Origin of the sequence: Polaribacter sp. KT25b (assembly GCF_900105145.1) — a bacterium.
Lineage (GTDB): Bacteria > Bacteroidota > Bacteroidia > Flavobacteriales > Flavobacteriaceae > Polaribacter.
The window spans coordinates 1618281-1632268 of the sequence record NZ_LT629752.1; the positions used below are offsets into that span (position 1 = coordinate 1618281).

The following is a 13988-nucleotide window of genomic DNA, read 5'->3' on the forward strand; positions in this document are numbered from 1 at the left end:
TTAACCGTTGATATCATCTACGAAATTAAAGAGCTAAAGTACTTTTTTTTGACTAAAAGAATTGGTAATTGCAAACACCTTTTTGTAATTATCAGGAAGAAGAATTTATAAAATAGGAGAGGGGTTTCTATAAAATAATAAAGCTCAAGTTATTAACTTGAGCTTTGTGTTATAAGATTTGATTATTTTTTATTGAGCATATTCTCCACGTAAACCGTTGATGAAATTATTGTTTCCTGCTTTATCTACATGATAATGATAACCTCTAATGTCATCATAATGACCTCTAGAAGTATCTAAATCTGTATACTCATTTCCGTTGGCATCGGCATTTTCAAAGATTCCGTATCCGTCAAAAGCATAACCAATCATAGCTGCATGATTATCTGTTTGAGTAATTTTTTTTGAAACACCTGTTGCTGCATGATAATGATATCCGGCAGCTAAATTAATATGTCCGCCAGCATCATCAAAAGGAGCTAAGGTATATGCACTTAAAATATTATCTGTTGGAGCAGGAGCGTCAAAAACAACACCGTTAAAAGCCAATCCTCTGCTAGATGGCATTGCAGAACTGTTTTCTGGTCGTCCTCCTCCTTCTGGTCTTGGAGGTCTTTCTCCACCTTCTGGTCTTTCGTGTCCTGTTGGTGGCGGTCCACCAGGTCTGCCTCCTCTACCACCTCTTGAAAATGAATACGGAGTTGCGGCTTTTTTTGGAGTAACAGGAATGTAGTATGTATGTGTAACATCTGCAACATAAGAAGGCAAACATTCTACACAGTAGTTTTTATATTCTTCGCCAACATTTGGATTTGCAGCTTCTTCACATTCTTGTTTAGTGGTAGTTTTTGTAATTTCTCCTGTTTCGCTATCGTAAAGCATCCAACTTTCATCTTTATAAAAAGTGGATAAGTTTTTTACAAATTCTCCATCAACATCATAAACTTTTCCGTCTTCTAACCAAATACCTCCTGCAGAAGCATCATCTGCAATATTTGTAGGACACCAAGGTCCCATATTATGATCTGTAGGTGTGCTTGTTGCAACTATTTTATAGCAATCTGCGGTAGAACCATCAGACAAAGTTCTGCTTACAATTGTAATGGGTTCTGCTAAACCTCCTGTTAAGAAATTATCACTGTTAACCGCAATTGTTACTTTATCTTGAACAATGTTTTTTTTAGAAGTAGTATTACTTTTACAGGCCGAAAATCCGACAAGAAATAAGCTTATTGTTAAGATTTTTAATGAATGTTTTTTCATAATATTTTATGTGTCAATATTAATAACATGTTGTTATATAACCGTAATAATTATATGTTTAATTTAGTTTATTTTTTTTTCTAAATACAAAAAACATTGCTAAAAGTACTAATAAAGAAGCAAAGTATCCAGCATATTTTAAATAAGAACTTGTTTTTTTTGCTATTACCTTTTCCCAATTGCCATCTTTTAGAGATAAATTTATTTGATATTTATTATCAACATTTAAAGAGTATTTGCTTGTTGGAAATTGTGATAATAAAAAGATAACCATAGATTGACTTAGGTAAATGTCTTTAAATATAGTATTTTTTATTTGAATGTTTTTTATAGCTTCTGGAAGTCCTATAATTTCTGCAACCAATTTTGTTTCATGCCCTAAAAATACTTTCGGATTTTTAAATTTTATGGTGTCGTTCTTATTAATAATCAAAGAAAAACGGTTTTTAAAATGTTTTATTACTAGATTTCTAAATTCTTCTGGAGTTTTATAATAACCTTCTCCGTTTATAAAATTAACCTCTTGCTGAAAAGCTGTTAAAGAGCTGGTTATTTGTAAAATAACTTGTCCGTTATCTGTTTTAGAAATTATGATATTAGATGCATCTGGTTGATGTGCAAATAACGTATTGCTCATCAATAGAAATATAAAATAAAAATTGTTATACTTTTTTTTATGAAACATATGTGCTTTTAAAGTATTGATCCTTTTTTTAAAATTAAAATGATTAGCTATTTAGATGTTTTTTATTCAAAAAACTTGTGTAGCTTTTACTGTTTTTTTGCTGATACTTTTTAATTACGTCGTACAAACTTCTGCAGTTAATAACGTAAAATCTATTTTAGCAGTTTAATAGTGTTCTAAATAACAATAGTAAATTTAATAATCGCTACTAAAAAAATGTGTTAAAATAAAGTTTTTATTTGCTAATAGCTAATGTGGTATTTTAAATTACCCAAAAAAGCTACCATGTTTATCATTTTTTATAGCTTCTATAATTTTACTTAAATGTGTAGATTCTGAGAAGGGTTTGTATAGAATCCATTTTCCGTTGGCTTGCATCCAATAAAGTTTCCATATTTTTTTAGTTTTAAAATGTTTAATTCTTGCAAACTCTATTTTTTCTATTTTCTTTGAATCTTGCCAATTGGGTCTTATTTCATATAAACTTACAACATTTGCTCTATAAGCATACCCAATATCTACTTGTTTTCTAATTTCTAAATCTTCTGGACGTAATTTTTCTACATAATTTTTTATAGTAGCTTCGTTAATGTCTATAATTTTTGTTGGCATTTTTTGTGTGGTTTTTGATTTTTTAATTTGTTTAGTATATGGTTTGTTAAGTGAATAAGAGATTAAGTTAGCTATTAAAAACAGAATCAAGAAAGTTCGTTTGGAATTTTGTAAATTGGCTAAAACGAGCAATTAATTAAACAGGGTGTTACCTCTAGTACTTATTTCCGAGATTACAATTTTAAATAAAATATCTATAGTCATATTCTATTTTCTCTTTATTATCAATTAGTTTTCCGGTTCTATCGATTTTCTGTCTTCTAAATCTAAAACAGTTGTAAGATAATTCCATTGACTACCAACTTTTATATATGTAATATCAGATACCCTTTTTTCACCTAATTGCTTACTTGTAAAGTTTCTATTTAGCATATTATCAACCAATGCAAAAGTATGATTTGAATCTGTTTTACAAACTCTAAACTTTGATTTTAATAGAGATATAGTGTAAAATTCTTTATTCTATCTATGAATGAAAGCTTGACTAACTACAAACTCTTATGTGAGATCTTTTACAGATTTACCCGAATTTAATAATTCTATTAAGGTCTTTTTAAAACTTTGATGATAAACTATTTTACCAATATTGCTAAGTTAATTTATTCACTTCAAATCTTACCAACAAAATAGGTATTTCAATTTAAAAGGCTAAGTTTTTACAGATTTTATTTTTTATGAGTAGTTTATTAATATCTCTGCTACTCTTAGTAAATCAGTTTCGTTTATTTCGGTTTTTGGAGCCAACGGAAAAGTTTGTTGTTTGGTTCTACTAACAAAAGCAGCTCGCCAACCAGCCCAAAGTGCGCCAGCAACATCCCAACCATGCGCAGCAATTAACATACAATCTTCTGGTTTTACGTTCATTCTATTTGCAGCCCAATTATAAACATCGGTAAAAGGTTTAAACTTGCCAACAGATTCAATACTTAGTAAATCATCAAAATAATTGGTTAAACCAACGTTTTTAAATTTGTTTTTTAAACTTTCTTTGTTAGAATTTGTTAAAGCTACTAAAATATAACCTTTCTTTTTTAATAAAGTTAAAGCGTCTTTAACCTCTGGATGCGGTGGTAAATTTTGCATTGATTTTACAACAATATTTCTGGCTTCTTCATCAGAAATTACAATATCATTATTTGCAGCAATCATTTGTAAAGAAGCAGCACCAATATCTCCAAAGGGTTTGTATTGTCCGCTTGCAGAAACCACTAAAGAGTATTGCAGCATGGTTGTAAACCATAAAGACAATAGATCTTCTTTACCACCTAAAGCATCGCCAATCTGTTTTTTCATTAAGGTTAAATCTAAGAGTGTTTCGTTTACATCAAAAAATAATACTTTGGGCCTTGTTAAGTTGCTTTTTTTCATAATTTATGAATTTGATTTTTGCTATATAAAACTAATACAATATAAGAAATTGGCATTACAGTTGGCTTAAATTGCATAGAAAGAATCTCTGCAGGAACATTAGGATGCAAAATGCGTATAAACCGCAATAACTATCATTATAAAAATAGATAAATTATCTAAATATTATATTTTTATCTTTAAATGCCAATAAAACAACGCTAAATAAACACCTATTTTGTTGAGTTTTTACAACAGTTTGTATGTTAGTTGTTTACGAAAAAATAATACCTGTTCTATGTTTGCAAATACATGTTTTAAAAGATTTATAAACTTTTCTAAATTAGAAACAAGTATAATAAAGCAGAAGATTTCTGTTAATATTTTTAGGTTCTTTTATTTAAAAGATGTTATTTTAATTGTTGTAAAGCAGATATAATTTCTAAAGGTTCTGCACGCTGTGTATAATCTGCGTCTAAAAAAGCATAGGTAATTATTCCGTTTTTGTCTATAATATACGTTGCAGCTAAAGGTAATTCATTACTAGCATCTCCATTAACTTTGTTGAGCCCAAAACCAGCATTGTAAATAGAAGCAACATCATCTGTTAAAGAATAAACGACACCATATTCTTTACCAATATTGTTTCCTAAATCGCTTAAAACAGTAAATTCTAAATTGTTTTTTTCTGATGTATTTAAGGAGTTATCTGGCAATTCTGGAGTTAATGCTAAGAGTGTAGCACCTTCTTGTTTAAATTCTTGTAATTTTTCTTGTAAGGCATGTAAAGTGATGTTACAATAAGGACACCAACCACCTCTGTACCATGTTAAAACTACAGGGCCGTTTTTTAATTCATTGTATAAAGTAACCGACTCGTTTAATGCATTTTTTAAAGTAAAATTCTTTGCTTTGTCACCAACTTTTAAAGCCGAATCTAAGACTCCAGAATTTGCAACACTTGTAATTCCGTCTGCATATATTTGCTTCTTTTCGTCTGTAAATTTTGCAGCTCCTGATTTCCTAACTTTATCTAATAAGACATCTAATTCGCCATTATTATTTGAACTCATATTTTTAAAAATTATAAAATTAAACTGTTTGTTGTTCTTTAATTAATTCTGATAAAACTTGTTTAAAAGTAGCTACAGGTTGTGCTCCTGTAATTGCGCTTTTACGGTTAAAAACAATTGTTGGTACAGAGTTTACACCCATATTTTTCCAATAGTTTTGTTCTTCTCTTACTTTTATTTGAGCGTAGTCGTTATTTAATTTTGCTAAAGCTTCATCTGCATTTAAACCAACTTCTAAAAGAGCTTCTTTTAAAACAGCTTTTTTAGTTACATCTTTTCTATCGCTAAAAAAGGCTTTTGTTAAAGTCATTTTTAGTTTAGTTTGTTTTCCAAAATCTTTAGCATATTCTAATAAAATATGCGCATCAAAAGTGTTAACGATGCGCATTTCATCAAAATAATCGAATTTAAAGCCTAATTCTGCGCCTGCTTCTGTCATTATTTGTTTTGATTGTTTTTGTTGCGCTACAGTAGAACCGTATTTTTCTGTAATATGCTCGTTTAGATTTTGACCTGCTGCTGGCATATTCGGATTCAATTCAAACGGTTGCCATTCTATGTCAATTTGATCTGCAACACCTAATTCATGTATTGCTTTTTCTAAACGTTTGTAACCAATGGTACACCAAGGGCACACAACGTCGGAAACGATATCTATTTTTAATTTATCTGCCATAATTTAAAATGTTTTTAGTTCACTAATTTGAAATACTCCTTGCACATTACTGTAGTTTTTTAGATCTTCAGCAAAGGTTTTTGCATGAGGGCTAAAAGATTCTTTAAAAGCTCCAATACTATCAAATTTTAAATGAGCAATTGCTACATAAGGAGCCTTTTCTCCATGAATTCTGCTTGCGATACCCAAATCTAATTCTAAATCTTTTAAAGCGTTACCTACTAGTTTAGAAACCATTGGTAAGTGCTTATTTGTATAATAATCTGTATTAAACTGTATATCTTTACTGTTTGGATACATTACAGATACTTTTATCATTTTGAAATGTTTTTTAAAAATTAATAAACCTTCCGTAAATTTAACGGAAGGCTTAAAGCAATCAATTAATGCTATGGTTTCTAGGGGAGAAGAAGCAATATTATTTTTTAGTCCATGCAAATTTTGAAAAAGCTGCATCAACTGGTGTGTTAGCTATGTGGTTTGTGTAGTTACTTATAGTTTTTTGAGACAAACCTAAGATAATATCTAAAACGTGTTTTTCTTCGTATCCAGCTGCATAAAAAGCATTTAAATCTTCTTGAGAAACATTACCACGATTTCTAACTACAGATAATGTCATAGTGCGTAAAGCTTCTAGTTTAGAATCTGTCAAAGGTGTTTCGTTACGTAAAGCTTCTGTAATAGCTGCATCTACTTTCATCATATGTGCAATACCTGTATGTGCCGGTACACAGTAATGACAAGCGTGTTCTACATTAATTGCTTGCCAAACTACCGTTAATTCTTCTTCGTTAAAAGAAGATTGTGTAAATAACTCGTGTAATGTTTGGTATGCTTGTAAAATTTGTGGCGATCCTGCTAAAACACCGTGTAAACCAGGAATCATACCGTATGCCTTTTGAGAGTTTTCTAATAATGATTTACTCTCTTCTGGAGCACTTTCTATGTTATGAATTTTTAATGTTGTCATAATTTTTGTTTTATTATTACTTTCTTTTTAGTTTCTAAACGTTCGTTTAGTTTTAGTTTAAATTTTTTTATAGATTTTTAAAAATCAATTCAATATAATCTTCAATTTCTTCTTTTGTATTTACCCTAGCTGCTGCTGCTAAACCATTTTTTGCTAACAATAAATAATTAGCTTGTTTTGTAATAGTTTGCTTATCTTTAGTAGTGTCCATTTGTAACTTTTCTATGATGATGGATTTTAAATTATCCATAAATAAATTCATTTGTTCTTTAATGCATTTATCTTCTTTTTCAGAAAACTCATTATAGGTATTGGTTACAAAACAACCTTTAATATGGTCGCTTTTAAAATTAGAACTTACAGAATCGTAAAAAAACTGCTTAATATCTGCTATACCATTGGTTCCTTTTTTAAATTTTTCTAAAACAGTATTAACTTTTAATTTATAGTGTTTTAAACTTTCAAGAAATACCCCGTGTTTGTTACCAAAACTTGCATATATAGAAAACTTGTTTATACCCATTTCTTGCTCTAACATTTGCATAGAAGTGGTTTCATATCCATTTTTCCAAAAAAGCAACATTGCTTTTTCTATTACTTCATCTTCGTTATACTTTTTTTTACGCGCCATTAATTCTAATTACATTACAAAACTAAACGAATGGTTAGAAATAGAAAAATATAATACTGTTTATTTTGTTTTTTAATAATTAATTAACTTTTGTAAACGAACAGTTTTAGTTTTAAATTGTTAATTATATTGATTATAAGACTCTTATTCTTTAGTTGAAATTCTTGTAATCTGATAATTAATTGGCGTTAATAGTAAAGCATAAAGTTTATAAATGAATATAAAAAATAGAATTAGGTTAAAAAGGAATTAAATACAAAAAATAGATACAAAGATTAGCTAATTTTAGATTCTAAATTTTCAAAATCATAGAGATTTTTATCCAAAAGGTGAGAAGGAAATACATTTTGCAAAGCATTCATCATAATGGCATTTCTATTGGGAAATTCTGTTTCCCAATCAGTAATCATTTGTTTTACCTTTTTGCGTTGTAAATTTTCTTGAGAGCCACATAGATTACAAGGAATAATAGGAAAATTCATAAAACTAGCATAAGTTTCAATATCACTTTCATTACACAAAGCGAGTGGTCTTAAAACTACTAAATCGCCAGCATCATTTTTAAATTTAGGAGGCATGGTTTCTAGTTTTCCAGAGAAAAAGAAGTTTAAGAAAAAGGTTTCTAAAATATCATTTTTATGATGTCCTAAAGCCAATTTATTACAACCTAAATCTTTGGCGGCTTCATACAAGGTGCCTCTGCGCAAACGCGAACATAAACTGCAAGTAGTTTTGCCTTCTGGCGTTTTGTCCATCACAATTTTATAGGTGTTTTTTTCTATAATTTTAAAATCAACTCCCAAATTAGTTAAATAGGTTGGTAAAACTTCTTCAGGAAAACCAGGTTGTTTTTGATCTAAATTAACAGCAATAATATCAAAAGAAATTGGTGCAACTTTTTTGAAATATAACATCATATTTAATAAGGCATAACTATCTTTTCCGCCAGAAAGACACACCATAATTTTATCTCCTTCTGCAATCATACGATATTGCTGGATTGCTTCTGCTACAGAACGCTGTAATTTTTTTGTAACCTGTTTTACGTTTTCCATGGCTGCAAAAATAGTAGATTGTTACTAAGCCAAAAAGTTATTTTTTAACAAATAGAAAATATAAATTTTTAACAAATTTTATTATTTTGATAAATATTCTTATTTATTTTAATTTTTATAAAGTTCAATTGTTTTTTTTAAAATAAAATTCAGATATTTGCATATAATTAAAAAAGACATGACTTTTATTCAATTTCATCATCATCATTTTTACAATTGCAATCAAGCGATTTAAAAGTGTATTGAATAAAATCAACATATTTATAAACCCGTTTGAGCAAATCAAACGGGTTTTTTCAATTTTAAACCCTATTTGCTCAGGCATAAAACAAATCAAAAAATGAGTAATTTAAGAATTGCAGTACAAAAATCAGGAAGATTAAATGAAGATTCAATGAAGCTTTTAAAAGACATTGGTATCTCTATTGATAATGGAAAAGATCAATTAAAAGCAGCAGCTAGAGATTTTCCTGTTGAGGTTTTCTATTTAAGAAATGGAGACATTCCTCAATATTTAAAAGATGGAGTTGTAGATGCAGCCATTATTGGAGAGAATGTTTTAATAGAAAAAGGATCAGATATTGAGTTTGTAGAACGTTTAGGGTTTTCTAAATGTAAAGTTTCTATTGCCGTTCCTAAAGATTCTGAAGCAAATTCTCTAAAAGATTTAGATGGTAAAAGAATTGCAACTTCGTATCCAGAAACGGTTAAAAAGTTTTTAAAAGAACAAAATATCAATGCAGATTTGCATATTATTAATGGTTCTGTAGAAATTGCACCAAATATTGGTTTAGCAGACGGAATTTGTGATATCGTTTCTAGTGGTTCTACATTATTTAAAAATGGATTAAAAGAGATTGAAGTTTTACTTAAATCAGAAGCTGTTTTAGCTGTTTCTTCTAAAATAACAGAAGAAAGAAGAGCTATTTTACAGAAAATTCAATTTAGAATTCAGTCGGTTTTAAAAGGCAGAAACTCTAAATATGTATTGTTAAATGCACCAAACGAAAAGTTAGAAGCTATCTTAAAAGTATTGCCAGGTATGAGAAGTCCTACGGTTTTACCTTTGGCAGAAAAAGGTTGGAGCTCAGTACACACAGTAATTAGCAAAAACGAATTCTGGGAAATTATAGAAGATCTAAAAGCAAAAGGAGCAGAAGGTATTTTAGTTTGTCCAATTGAAAAAATGGTTTTATAGTTTTTTTTTAACTATAAAATGTTGAACTTGTTTCAGTATCTAAAAATTGAAATATTTTTATTTGGGCGTTTTAACGGGCTTTTCGCACTCGCTTTTTTTCAGAAAAAGAAAAAAGAGCTCAAACAAATGCTACAATCCCTAACGCAAATGCAAGGTTATAAAGAATAATTATTATGAAAATTATAAATAATCCATTAAAAAAAGATTGGATTCAAATTTTACAAAGACCAACAAAAACAGTAGATGATATTGAAAACACTGTTAATCAGATTTTTGATGATGTTCAAAAAAATGGTGATAAAGCAGTAGATAAATATACAGCATTATTTGATGGAGTTTCTTTAGAAAATAAATTGGTTTCTTCAGATGAAATTCAAGAAGCAATTGCTCTAATTTCTAATGATTTAAAAAATGCTATAAATCTTGCAAAAGAAAATATTACCCAGTTTCATAAAGCACAAAAAACCAATAAAGTCTTTGTAGAAACAACAAACGGAGTTGAATGTTGGCAAGAAAAAAGACCGATTCAAAAAGTAGGTTTGTATATTCCTGGAGGAACAGCACCTTTATTTTCAACAGTTTTAATGTTGGCAATTCCGGCTCAAATTGCAGGTTGTAAAGAAATTGTTTTATGTTCTCCACCAAATAAAGAAGGGAAAATTCATCCAGCTATTTTGTATGCGGCAAATCTTTGCGGAGTAACAAAAATTATAAAAGTTGGTGGAATTCAAGCAATTGCGGGTTATACATTTGGTACAGAAATTATTCCGCAAGTTTATAAAATATTTGGTCCAGGAAATCAGTTTGTAACCGTAGCAAAACAATTGTCTACAAAACATGGAGTTGCAATAGATATGCCTGCTGGCCCAAGTGAATTATTAGTGGTTGCAGACGATTCTGCAAACGCAAGTTATGTAGCGTCAGATTTATTAAGTCAGGCAGAGCATGGCGCAGATAGTCAAGTAATTTTGGTTTCAACATCCAAAGAATTAATTAACGAAGTTGAAAAAGAAATTAAAATGCAATTAGCTGTATTACCAAGAGTAGAAATTGCAGAAAAAGCAATAGTAAATTCAAAATCTATTTTTGTTGAAAATGATGAAATTGCATTAGAATTGATTAATGAATATGGCCCAGAACATTTTATTGTTTGTACAAAAAATAATGATTTTTATGTTGATAATATAGAAAATGCAGGTTCTGTTTTTATTGGTAATTATACGCCAGAAAGTGCGGGAGATTATGCGTCAGGAACCAACCATACATTACCAACCAACGGATTTTCTAAATCATATTCTGGTGTAAATTTAGATAGTTTTACAAAAAGTATTACTTTTCAGAAAATAACAAAAGAAGGAATACAAACAATAGGAAATGCAATTGAATTAATGGCAGCAGCAGAAGGATTGGATGCACATAAAAATGCAGTTTCAATTCGTTTAAAAGATTTAAAATAATATACTAAATGTCTCCTCGAGCGCAGTCGAGAGGTTTTATGATGAAAACTAACTTTAACCTAGAAAACTTGCTTAGAGAAAATATTAAATCTCTAAAACCATATTCATCAGCAAGAGATGAGTATAAAGATGTAACTATTACAGAAATGATTTTCTTAGACGCTAACGAAAATCCTTTTGAAAATGGTGTTAACAGATATCCAGATCCGCAACAAAATAATGTAAAAGATTTGTTGTCAGAAATTAAAGGCGTAAGTAAAGAAAACATTCTTTTAGGAAACGGAAGTGATGAAATTTTAGATTTAATTTATAGAGCTTTTTGCGAGCCAAATAAAGATAACGTAATTACATTACCACCAACATACGGAATGTATGGAGTTTTAGCAAATTTAAATGCTATTGAAAATAGAAAGATATTATTAAATAATAACTTTCAACCAAATGTAAATAAGATTTTAGAAACTGTAGATGTAAACAGTAAAATCTTATTTTTATGCTCGCCTAATAATCCTTCAGGAAATAGTTTTACAAATGATATTGTTGAAGAATTATTAATTAAATTTAATGGTTTGGTTGTTTTAGACGAAGCGTATATCGATTTTTCTGATAAAGAAAGTTGGTTAAAAAAAATAGAAAAATTTCCTAATTTAGTTATCACTCAAACATTATCAAAAGCCTTTGGTTTAGCAGGAATCCGTTTAGGAATTTGTTATGCATCTAAAGAAATAATTAAGGTTTTAAACAATATAAAACCACCTTATAACATCAACGAGTTAACACAGCAAAGAGCAATTGTTAGATTGCAAAAAATAGGCGAAGTTAAAAATGAAATTAGTCAATTAATTAGTGAGAGAAATCGACTAAAAAAAGAGCTTGAATGTTGTGTTAATTATATAGAAAAAGTATACAATTCTGATGCTAATTTCTTATTGATTAAAGTTGACGATGCAACAAAACGTTACAAACAATTAATTGAATACGGCGTTGTTATAAGAAATAGAACAAATGAGCCTTTGTGTAATAATTGCTTACGAATTAGTGTTGGTATTTGTGAAGAAAATCAAAAATTATTAAGAGCTTTAAAAAAGATACAATAAATATAGCAGAAAGTTATTGGTCTTTAGTGTTTTACTAAAAGCAAAAATTTACCATATGAAAAAAGTATTATTTATAGATAGAGACGGAACTTTAGTACTAGAACCGCCAGTAGATTATCAATTAGATAGTCTAGAAAAGTTAGAATATTACCCAAAAGTATTTAGATATATGGCAAGAATTGCCGAAGAACTAGATTACGAATTGGTAATGGTAACCAACCAAGATGGTTTGGGAACCGATTCTTTTCCAGAAGATACTTTTTGGCCAGCTCAAAACAAAGTAATTTCTGCCTTTGAGAAAGAAGGTGTTGTTTTTTCTGATGTTTATATAGATAAGACGTTTCCTCATGAAAATGCAGAAACTCGTAAACCTAGAACAGGTTTATTAACCAAATATTTTTCTGAAGATTATGATTTAGAAAATTCTTTTGTTTTAGGTGATAGAATTACAGACATGGAATTGGCAAAAAACTTGGGAGCAAAAGGAATCTTTTTATCGGAAGATCCAGAATTAGGAGCCGATGAAATAGAAACTTCTAAACAAGAAATTCTAAATTGTATTGCTTTAACTTCTACAGATTGGAAGGCTATTTATGAATTTTTAAAGCTAGAAGATAGAGTGTCAGAAATTACTAGAAACACCAATGAAACTAAGATTTACATCAAATTAAATTTAGATGGTTCTGGTAAAAATGATATTTCTACCGGAGTTAAGTTTTTCGATCATATGTTAGATCAAATTGGTCGTCATGGAGCGATGGATTTAACTGTAAAAGTTGATGGAGATTTAGAGGTTGATGAGCATCACACAATAGAAGATACCATGATTGCTTTAGGAGAATTGTTCCACAAAGCATTAGGAAATAAATTAGGGATTGAACGATACGGATTTTGTTTGCCAATGGATGATTGTTTGGCACAAGCTGCAGTAGATTTTGGAGGAAGACCTTGGTTAGTTTGGGATGCAGATTTTAAACGTGAAATGATTGGAGATATGCCAACAGAAATGTTTTTACACTTGTTTAAATCTTTTACAGATGGCGCAAAATGTAATTTAAACATTAAAGCAGAAGGAGATAATGAGCATCATAAAATAGAAGGAATTTTTAAAGCCTTTGCAAAAGCAATGAAAATGGCTGTTAAAAGAGATGCAAATAAAATGTTTTTACCATCAACAAAAGGAGTACTTTAAAAGCCCATCTTAATCTTCCCGAAGGGAAGAAACACTCTAGCAAAAATTGGTTGTTAAAAAGTATAAAAGATAATATGAGTTTAGATAAAGAGATTTTAAAATATAACAGTGAGAGTTCTTCCCCTTCGGGGAAGTTAGAAGGGGCTTCAGTTGTCATTATAGATTACGGAGCCGGAAATATAAAAAGTATTCAATTTGCTTTTAAACGTTTAGGTGTAGATGCCGTTTTATCAAATAATATTTATGAAATAAAAGCTGCTGATAAAGTGATTTTTCCAGGAGTTGGAGAAGCAAGTTCTGCTATGAAAATGTTACAAGAAAGTGGCTTAGATAAAGTAATTCCTACTTTAACACAACCTGTTTTAGGTATTTGTTTAGGAATGCAGTTAATGTGTAATTCATCCGAAGAAGGAAATACAAAAGGATTAGGGATTTTTGATGTAGCTGTAAAAAAGTTTTCAAATGCTGTAAAAGTTCCTCAAATGGGATGGAATGTGATTTATAATTTAAAATCAGATTTATTTACAGGAATTAAAGAAAAAGAATTTATGTATTTAGTACATAGTTTTTATGCAGAATCTTGTGAAGACGCTATTGCAACAACAGATTATGAATTTGAATATGCATCCGCATTAAAAAAAGATAATTTTTACGGAGTACAATTTCATCCGGAGAAAAGTGGAGTAGAAGGCGCAAAAATTTTACAAAACTTTTTAAATTTATAGAAATATT

Annotated in this window: 16 protein-coding genes; 5 read left to right on the top strand and 11 right to left on the bottom strand. The window is 29.4% G+C overall.

Features of this window, described 5'->3' with window-relative positions; translation table 11 throughout:
* Window positions 1-189: 189 nt before the first annotated feature.
* From BLT70_RS06870 to ttcA, 11 genes are all read right to left on the bottom strand, one after another.
* The gene (locus BLT70_RS06870) at window positions 190-1263 is read right to left on the bottom strand and encodes a YHYH protein (RefSeq protein WP_091892921.1); all 1074 of its coding nucleotides are present in this window, start codon (window positions 1261-1263) and stop codon (window positions 190-192) included.
* A 58-nt stretch (window positions 1264-1321) separates the two neighbouring features.
* Window positions 1322-1900 carry a hypothetical protein gene (locus BLT70_RS06875; protein WP_091892923.1) on the bottom strand — a complete coding sequence of 193 codons (579 nt, stop codon included), beginning with the start codon at window positions 1898-1900 and terminating at the stop codon, window positions 1322-1324.
* 315 nt (window positions 1901-2215) lie between these two features.
* Window positions 2216-2560 carry a DUF3024 domain-containing protein gene (locus BLT70_RS06880; RefSeq protein WP_091897493.1) on the bottom strand — a complete coding sequence of 115 codons (345 nt, stop codon included), beginning with the start codon at window positions 2558-2560 and terminating at the stop codon, window positions 2216-2218.
* Window positions 2561-2788: 228 nt separating this feature from the next.
* Complete coding sequence (locus BLT70_RS17110; RefSeq protein WP_157691845.1) at window positions 2789-2932, bottom strand: hypothetical protein; 144 nt, start codon at window positions 2930-2932, stop codon at window positions 2789-2791.
* Window positions 2933-3232: 300 nt separating this feature from the next.
* Window positions 3233-3928, bottom strand: a complete 696-nt coding sequence (locus BLT70_RS06885) for a haloacid dehalogenase type II (protein ID WP_091892925.1) — start codon at window positions 3926-3928, stop codon at window positions 3233-3235.
* 389 nt (window positions 3929-4317) lie between these two features.
* On the bottom strand, window positions 4318-4980 hold the full coding sequence (locus BLT70_RS06890) for a peroxiredoxin-like family protein (RefSeq protein ID WP_091892927.1): 663 nt from the start codon (window positions 4978-4980) through the stop codon (window positions 4318-4320).
* 19 nt (window positions 4981-4999) lie between these two features.
* Window positions 5000-5656: a DsbA family oxidoreductase gene (locus BLT70_RS06895; protein ID WP_091892929.1), complete on the bottom strand. Its 657-nt coding sequence runs from the start codon at window positions 5654-5656 to the stop codon at window positions 5000-5002.
* Window positions 5657-5659: 3 nt separating this feature from the next.
* The gene (locus tag BLT70_RS06900; RefSeq protein ID WP_091897496.1) at window positions 5660-5974 is read right to left on the bottom strand and encodes an EthD family reductase; all 315 of its coding nucleotides are present in this window, start codon (window positions 5972-5974) and stop codon (window positions 5660-5662) included.
* Between the two features lie 100 nt (window positions 5975-6074).
* Complete coding sequence (locus BLT70_RS06905) at window positions 6075-6626, bottom strand: carboxymuconolactone decarboxylase family protein (protein WP_091892931.1); 552 nt, start codon at window positions 6624-6626, stop codon at window positions 6075-6077.
* A gap of 67 nt (window positions 6627-6693) precedes the next feature.
* On the bottom strand, window positions 6694-7257 hold the full coding sequence (locus BLT70_RS06910) for a TetR/AcrR family transcriptional regulator (protein WP_091892933.1): 564 nt from the start codon (window positions 7255-7257) through the stop codon (window positions 6694-6696).
* 275 nt (window positions 7258-7532) lie between these two features.
* Window positions 7533-8312 (bottom strand): tRNA 2-thiocytidine(32) synthetase TtcA, encoded by a 780-nt coding sequence (ttcA, locus tag BLT70_RS06915; RefSeq protein WP_091892935.1) that lies wholly within the window; start codon window positions 8310-8312, stop codon window positions 7533-7535.
* A gap of 340 nt (window positions 8313-8652) precedes the next feature.
* Between ttcA and hisG the strand changes: the two genes are divergently transcribed.
* The 5 genes from hisG to hisH all read left to right on the top strand — a co-directional run bounded on the left by hisG (window position 8653) and on the right by hisH (window position 13981).
* Window positions 8653-9510: an ATP phosphoribosyltransferase gene (gene hisG, locus BLT70_RS06925; RefSeq protein ID WP_091892938.1), complete on the top strand. Its 858-nt coding sequence runs from the start codon at window positions 8653-8655 to the stop codon at window positions 9508-9510.
* A 173-nt stretch (window positions 9511-9683) separates the two neighbouring features.
* Window positions 9684-10967, top strand: a complete 1284-nt coding sequence (gene hisD / locus BLT70_RS06930) for a histidinol dehydrogenase (protein WP_091892940.1) — start codon at window positions 9684-9686, stop codon at window positions 10965-10967.
* Between the two features lie 41 nt (window positions 10968-11008).
* Window positions 11009-12064, top strand: a complete 1056-nt coding sequence (gene hisC, locus BLT70_RS06935) for a histidinol-phosphate transaminase (RefSeq protein WP_091892942.1) — start codon at window positions 11009-11011, stop codon at window positions 12062-12064.
* A 55-nt stretch (window positions 12065-12119) separates the two neighbouring features.
* Window positions 12120-13256, top strand: coding sequence for a bifunctional histidinol-phosphatase/imidazoleglycerol-phosphate dehydratase HisB (gene hisB, locus BLT70_RS06940; protein WP_091892944.1), 1137 nt, complete (start codon window positions 12120-12122; stop codon window positions 13254-13256).
* A gap of 74 nt (window positions 13257-13330) precedes the next feature.
* Complete coding sequence (gene hisH / locus BLT70_RS06945) at window positions 13331-13981, top strand: imidazole glycerol phosphate synthase subunit HisH (RefSeq protein WP_091892945.1); 651 nt, start codon at window positions 13331-13333, stop codon at window positions 13979-13981.
* The last annotated feature ends 7 nt before the right edge of the window (window positions 13982-13988 follow it).

Coding starts and splice junctions, on each gene's coding strand:
- BLT70_RS06885 (WP_091892925.1), bottom strand. CDS start 3,928: ATGAAAAAAAGCAACTTAACAAGGCCCAAAGTATTATTTTTTGATGTA.
- hisH (WP_091892945.1), top strand. CDS start 13,331: ATGAGTTTAGATAAAGAGATTTTAAAATATAACAGTGAGAGTTCTTCC.
- BLT70_RS06890 (WP_091892927.1), bottom strand. CDS start 4,980: ATGAGTTCAAATAATAATGGCGAATTAGATGTCTTATTAGATAAAGTT.
- BLT70_RS06900 (WP_091897496.1), bottom strand. CDS start 5,974: ATGATAAAAGTATCTGTAATGTATCCAAACAGTAAAGATATACAGTTT.
- hisB (WP_091892944.1), top strand. CDS start 12,120: ATGAAAAAAGTATTATTTATAGATAGAGACGGAACTTTAGTACTAGAA.
- BLT70_RS06870 (WP_091892921.1), bottom strand. CDS start 1,263: ATGAAAAAACATTCATTAAAAATCTTAACAATAAGCTTATTTCTTGTC.
- hisG (WP_091892938.1), top strand. CDS start 8,653: ATGAGTAATTTAAGAATTGCAGTACAAAAATCAGGAAGATTAAATGAA.
- hisD (WP_091892940.1), top strand. CDS start 9,684: ATGAAAATTATAAATAATCCATTAAAAAAAGATTGGATTCAAATTTTA.
- ttcA (WP_091892935.1), bottom strand. CDS start 8,312: ATGGAAAACGTAAAACAGGTTACAAAAAAATTACAGCGTTCTGTAGCA.
- BLT70_RS06875 (WP_091892923.1), bottom strand. CDS start 1,900: ATGAGCAATACGTTATTTGCACATCAACCAGATGCATCTAATATCATA.
- BLT70_RS06910 (WP_091892933.1), bottom strand. CDS start 7,257: ATGGCGCGTAAAAAAAAGTATAACGAAGATGAAGTAATAGAAAAAGCA.
- BLT70_RS06905 (WP_091892931.1), bottom strand. CDS start 6,626: ATGACAACATTAAAAATTCATAACATAGAAAGTGCTCCAGAAGAGAGT.
- hisC (WP_091892942.1), top strand. CDS start 11,009: ATGAAAACTAACTTTAACCTAGAAAACTTGCTTAGAGAAAATATTAAA.
- BLT70_RS17110 (WP_157691845.1), bottom strand. CDS start 2,932: ATGCTAAATAGAAACTTTACAAGTAAGCAATTAGGTGAAAAAAGGGTA.
- BLT70_RS06880 (WP_091897493.1), bottom strand. CDS start 2,560: ATGCCAACAAAAATTATAGACATTAACGAAGCTACTATAAAAAATTAT.
- BLT70_RS06895 (WP_091892929.1), bottom strand. CDS start 5,656: ATGGCAGATAAATTAAAAATAGATATCGTTTCCGACGTTGTGTGCCCT.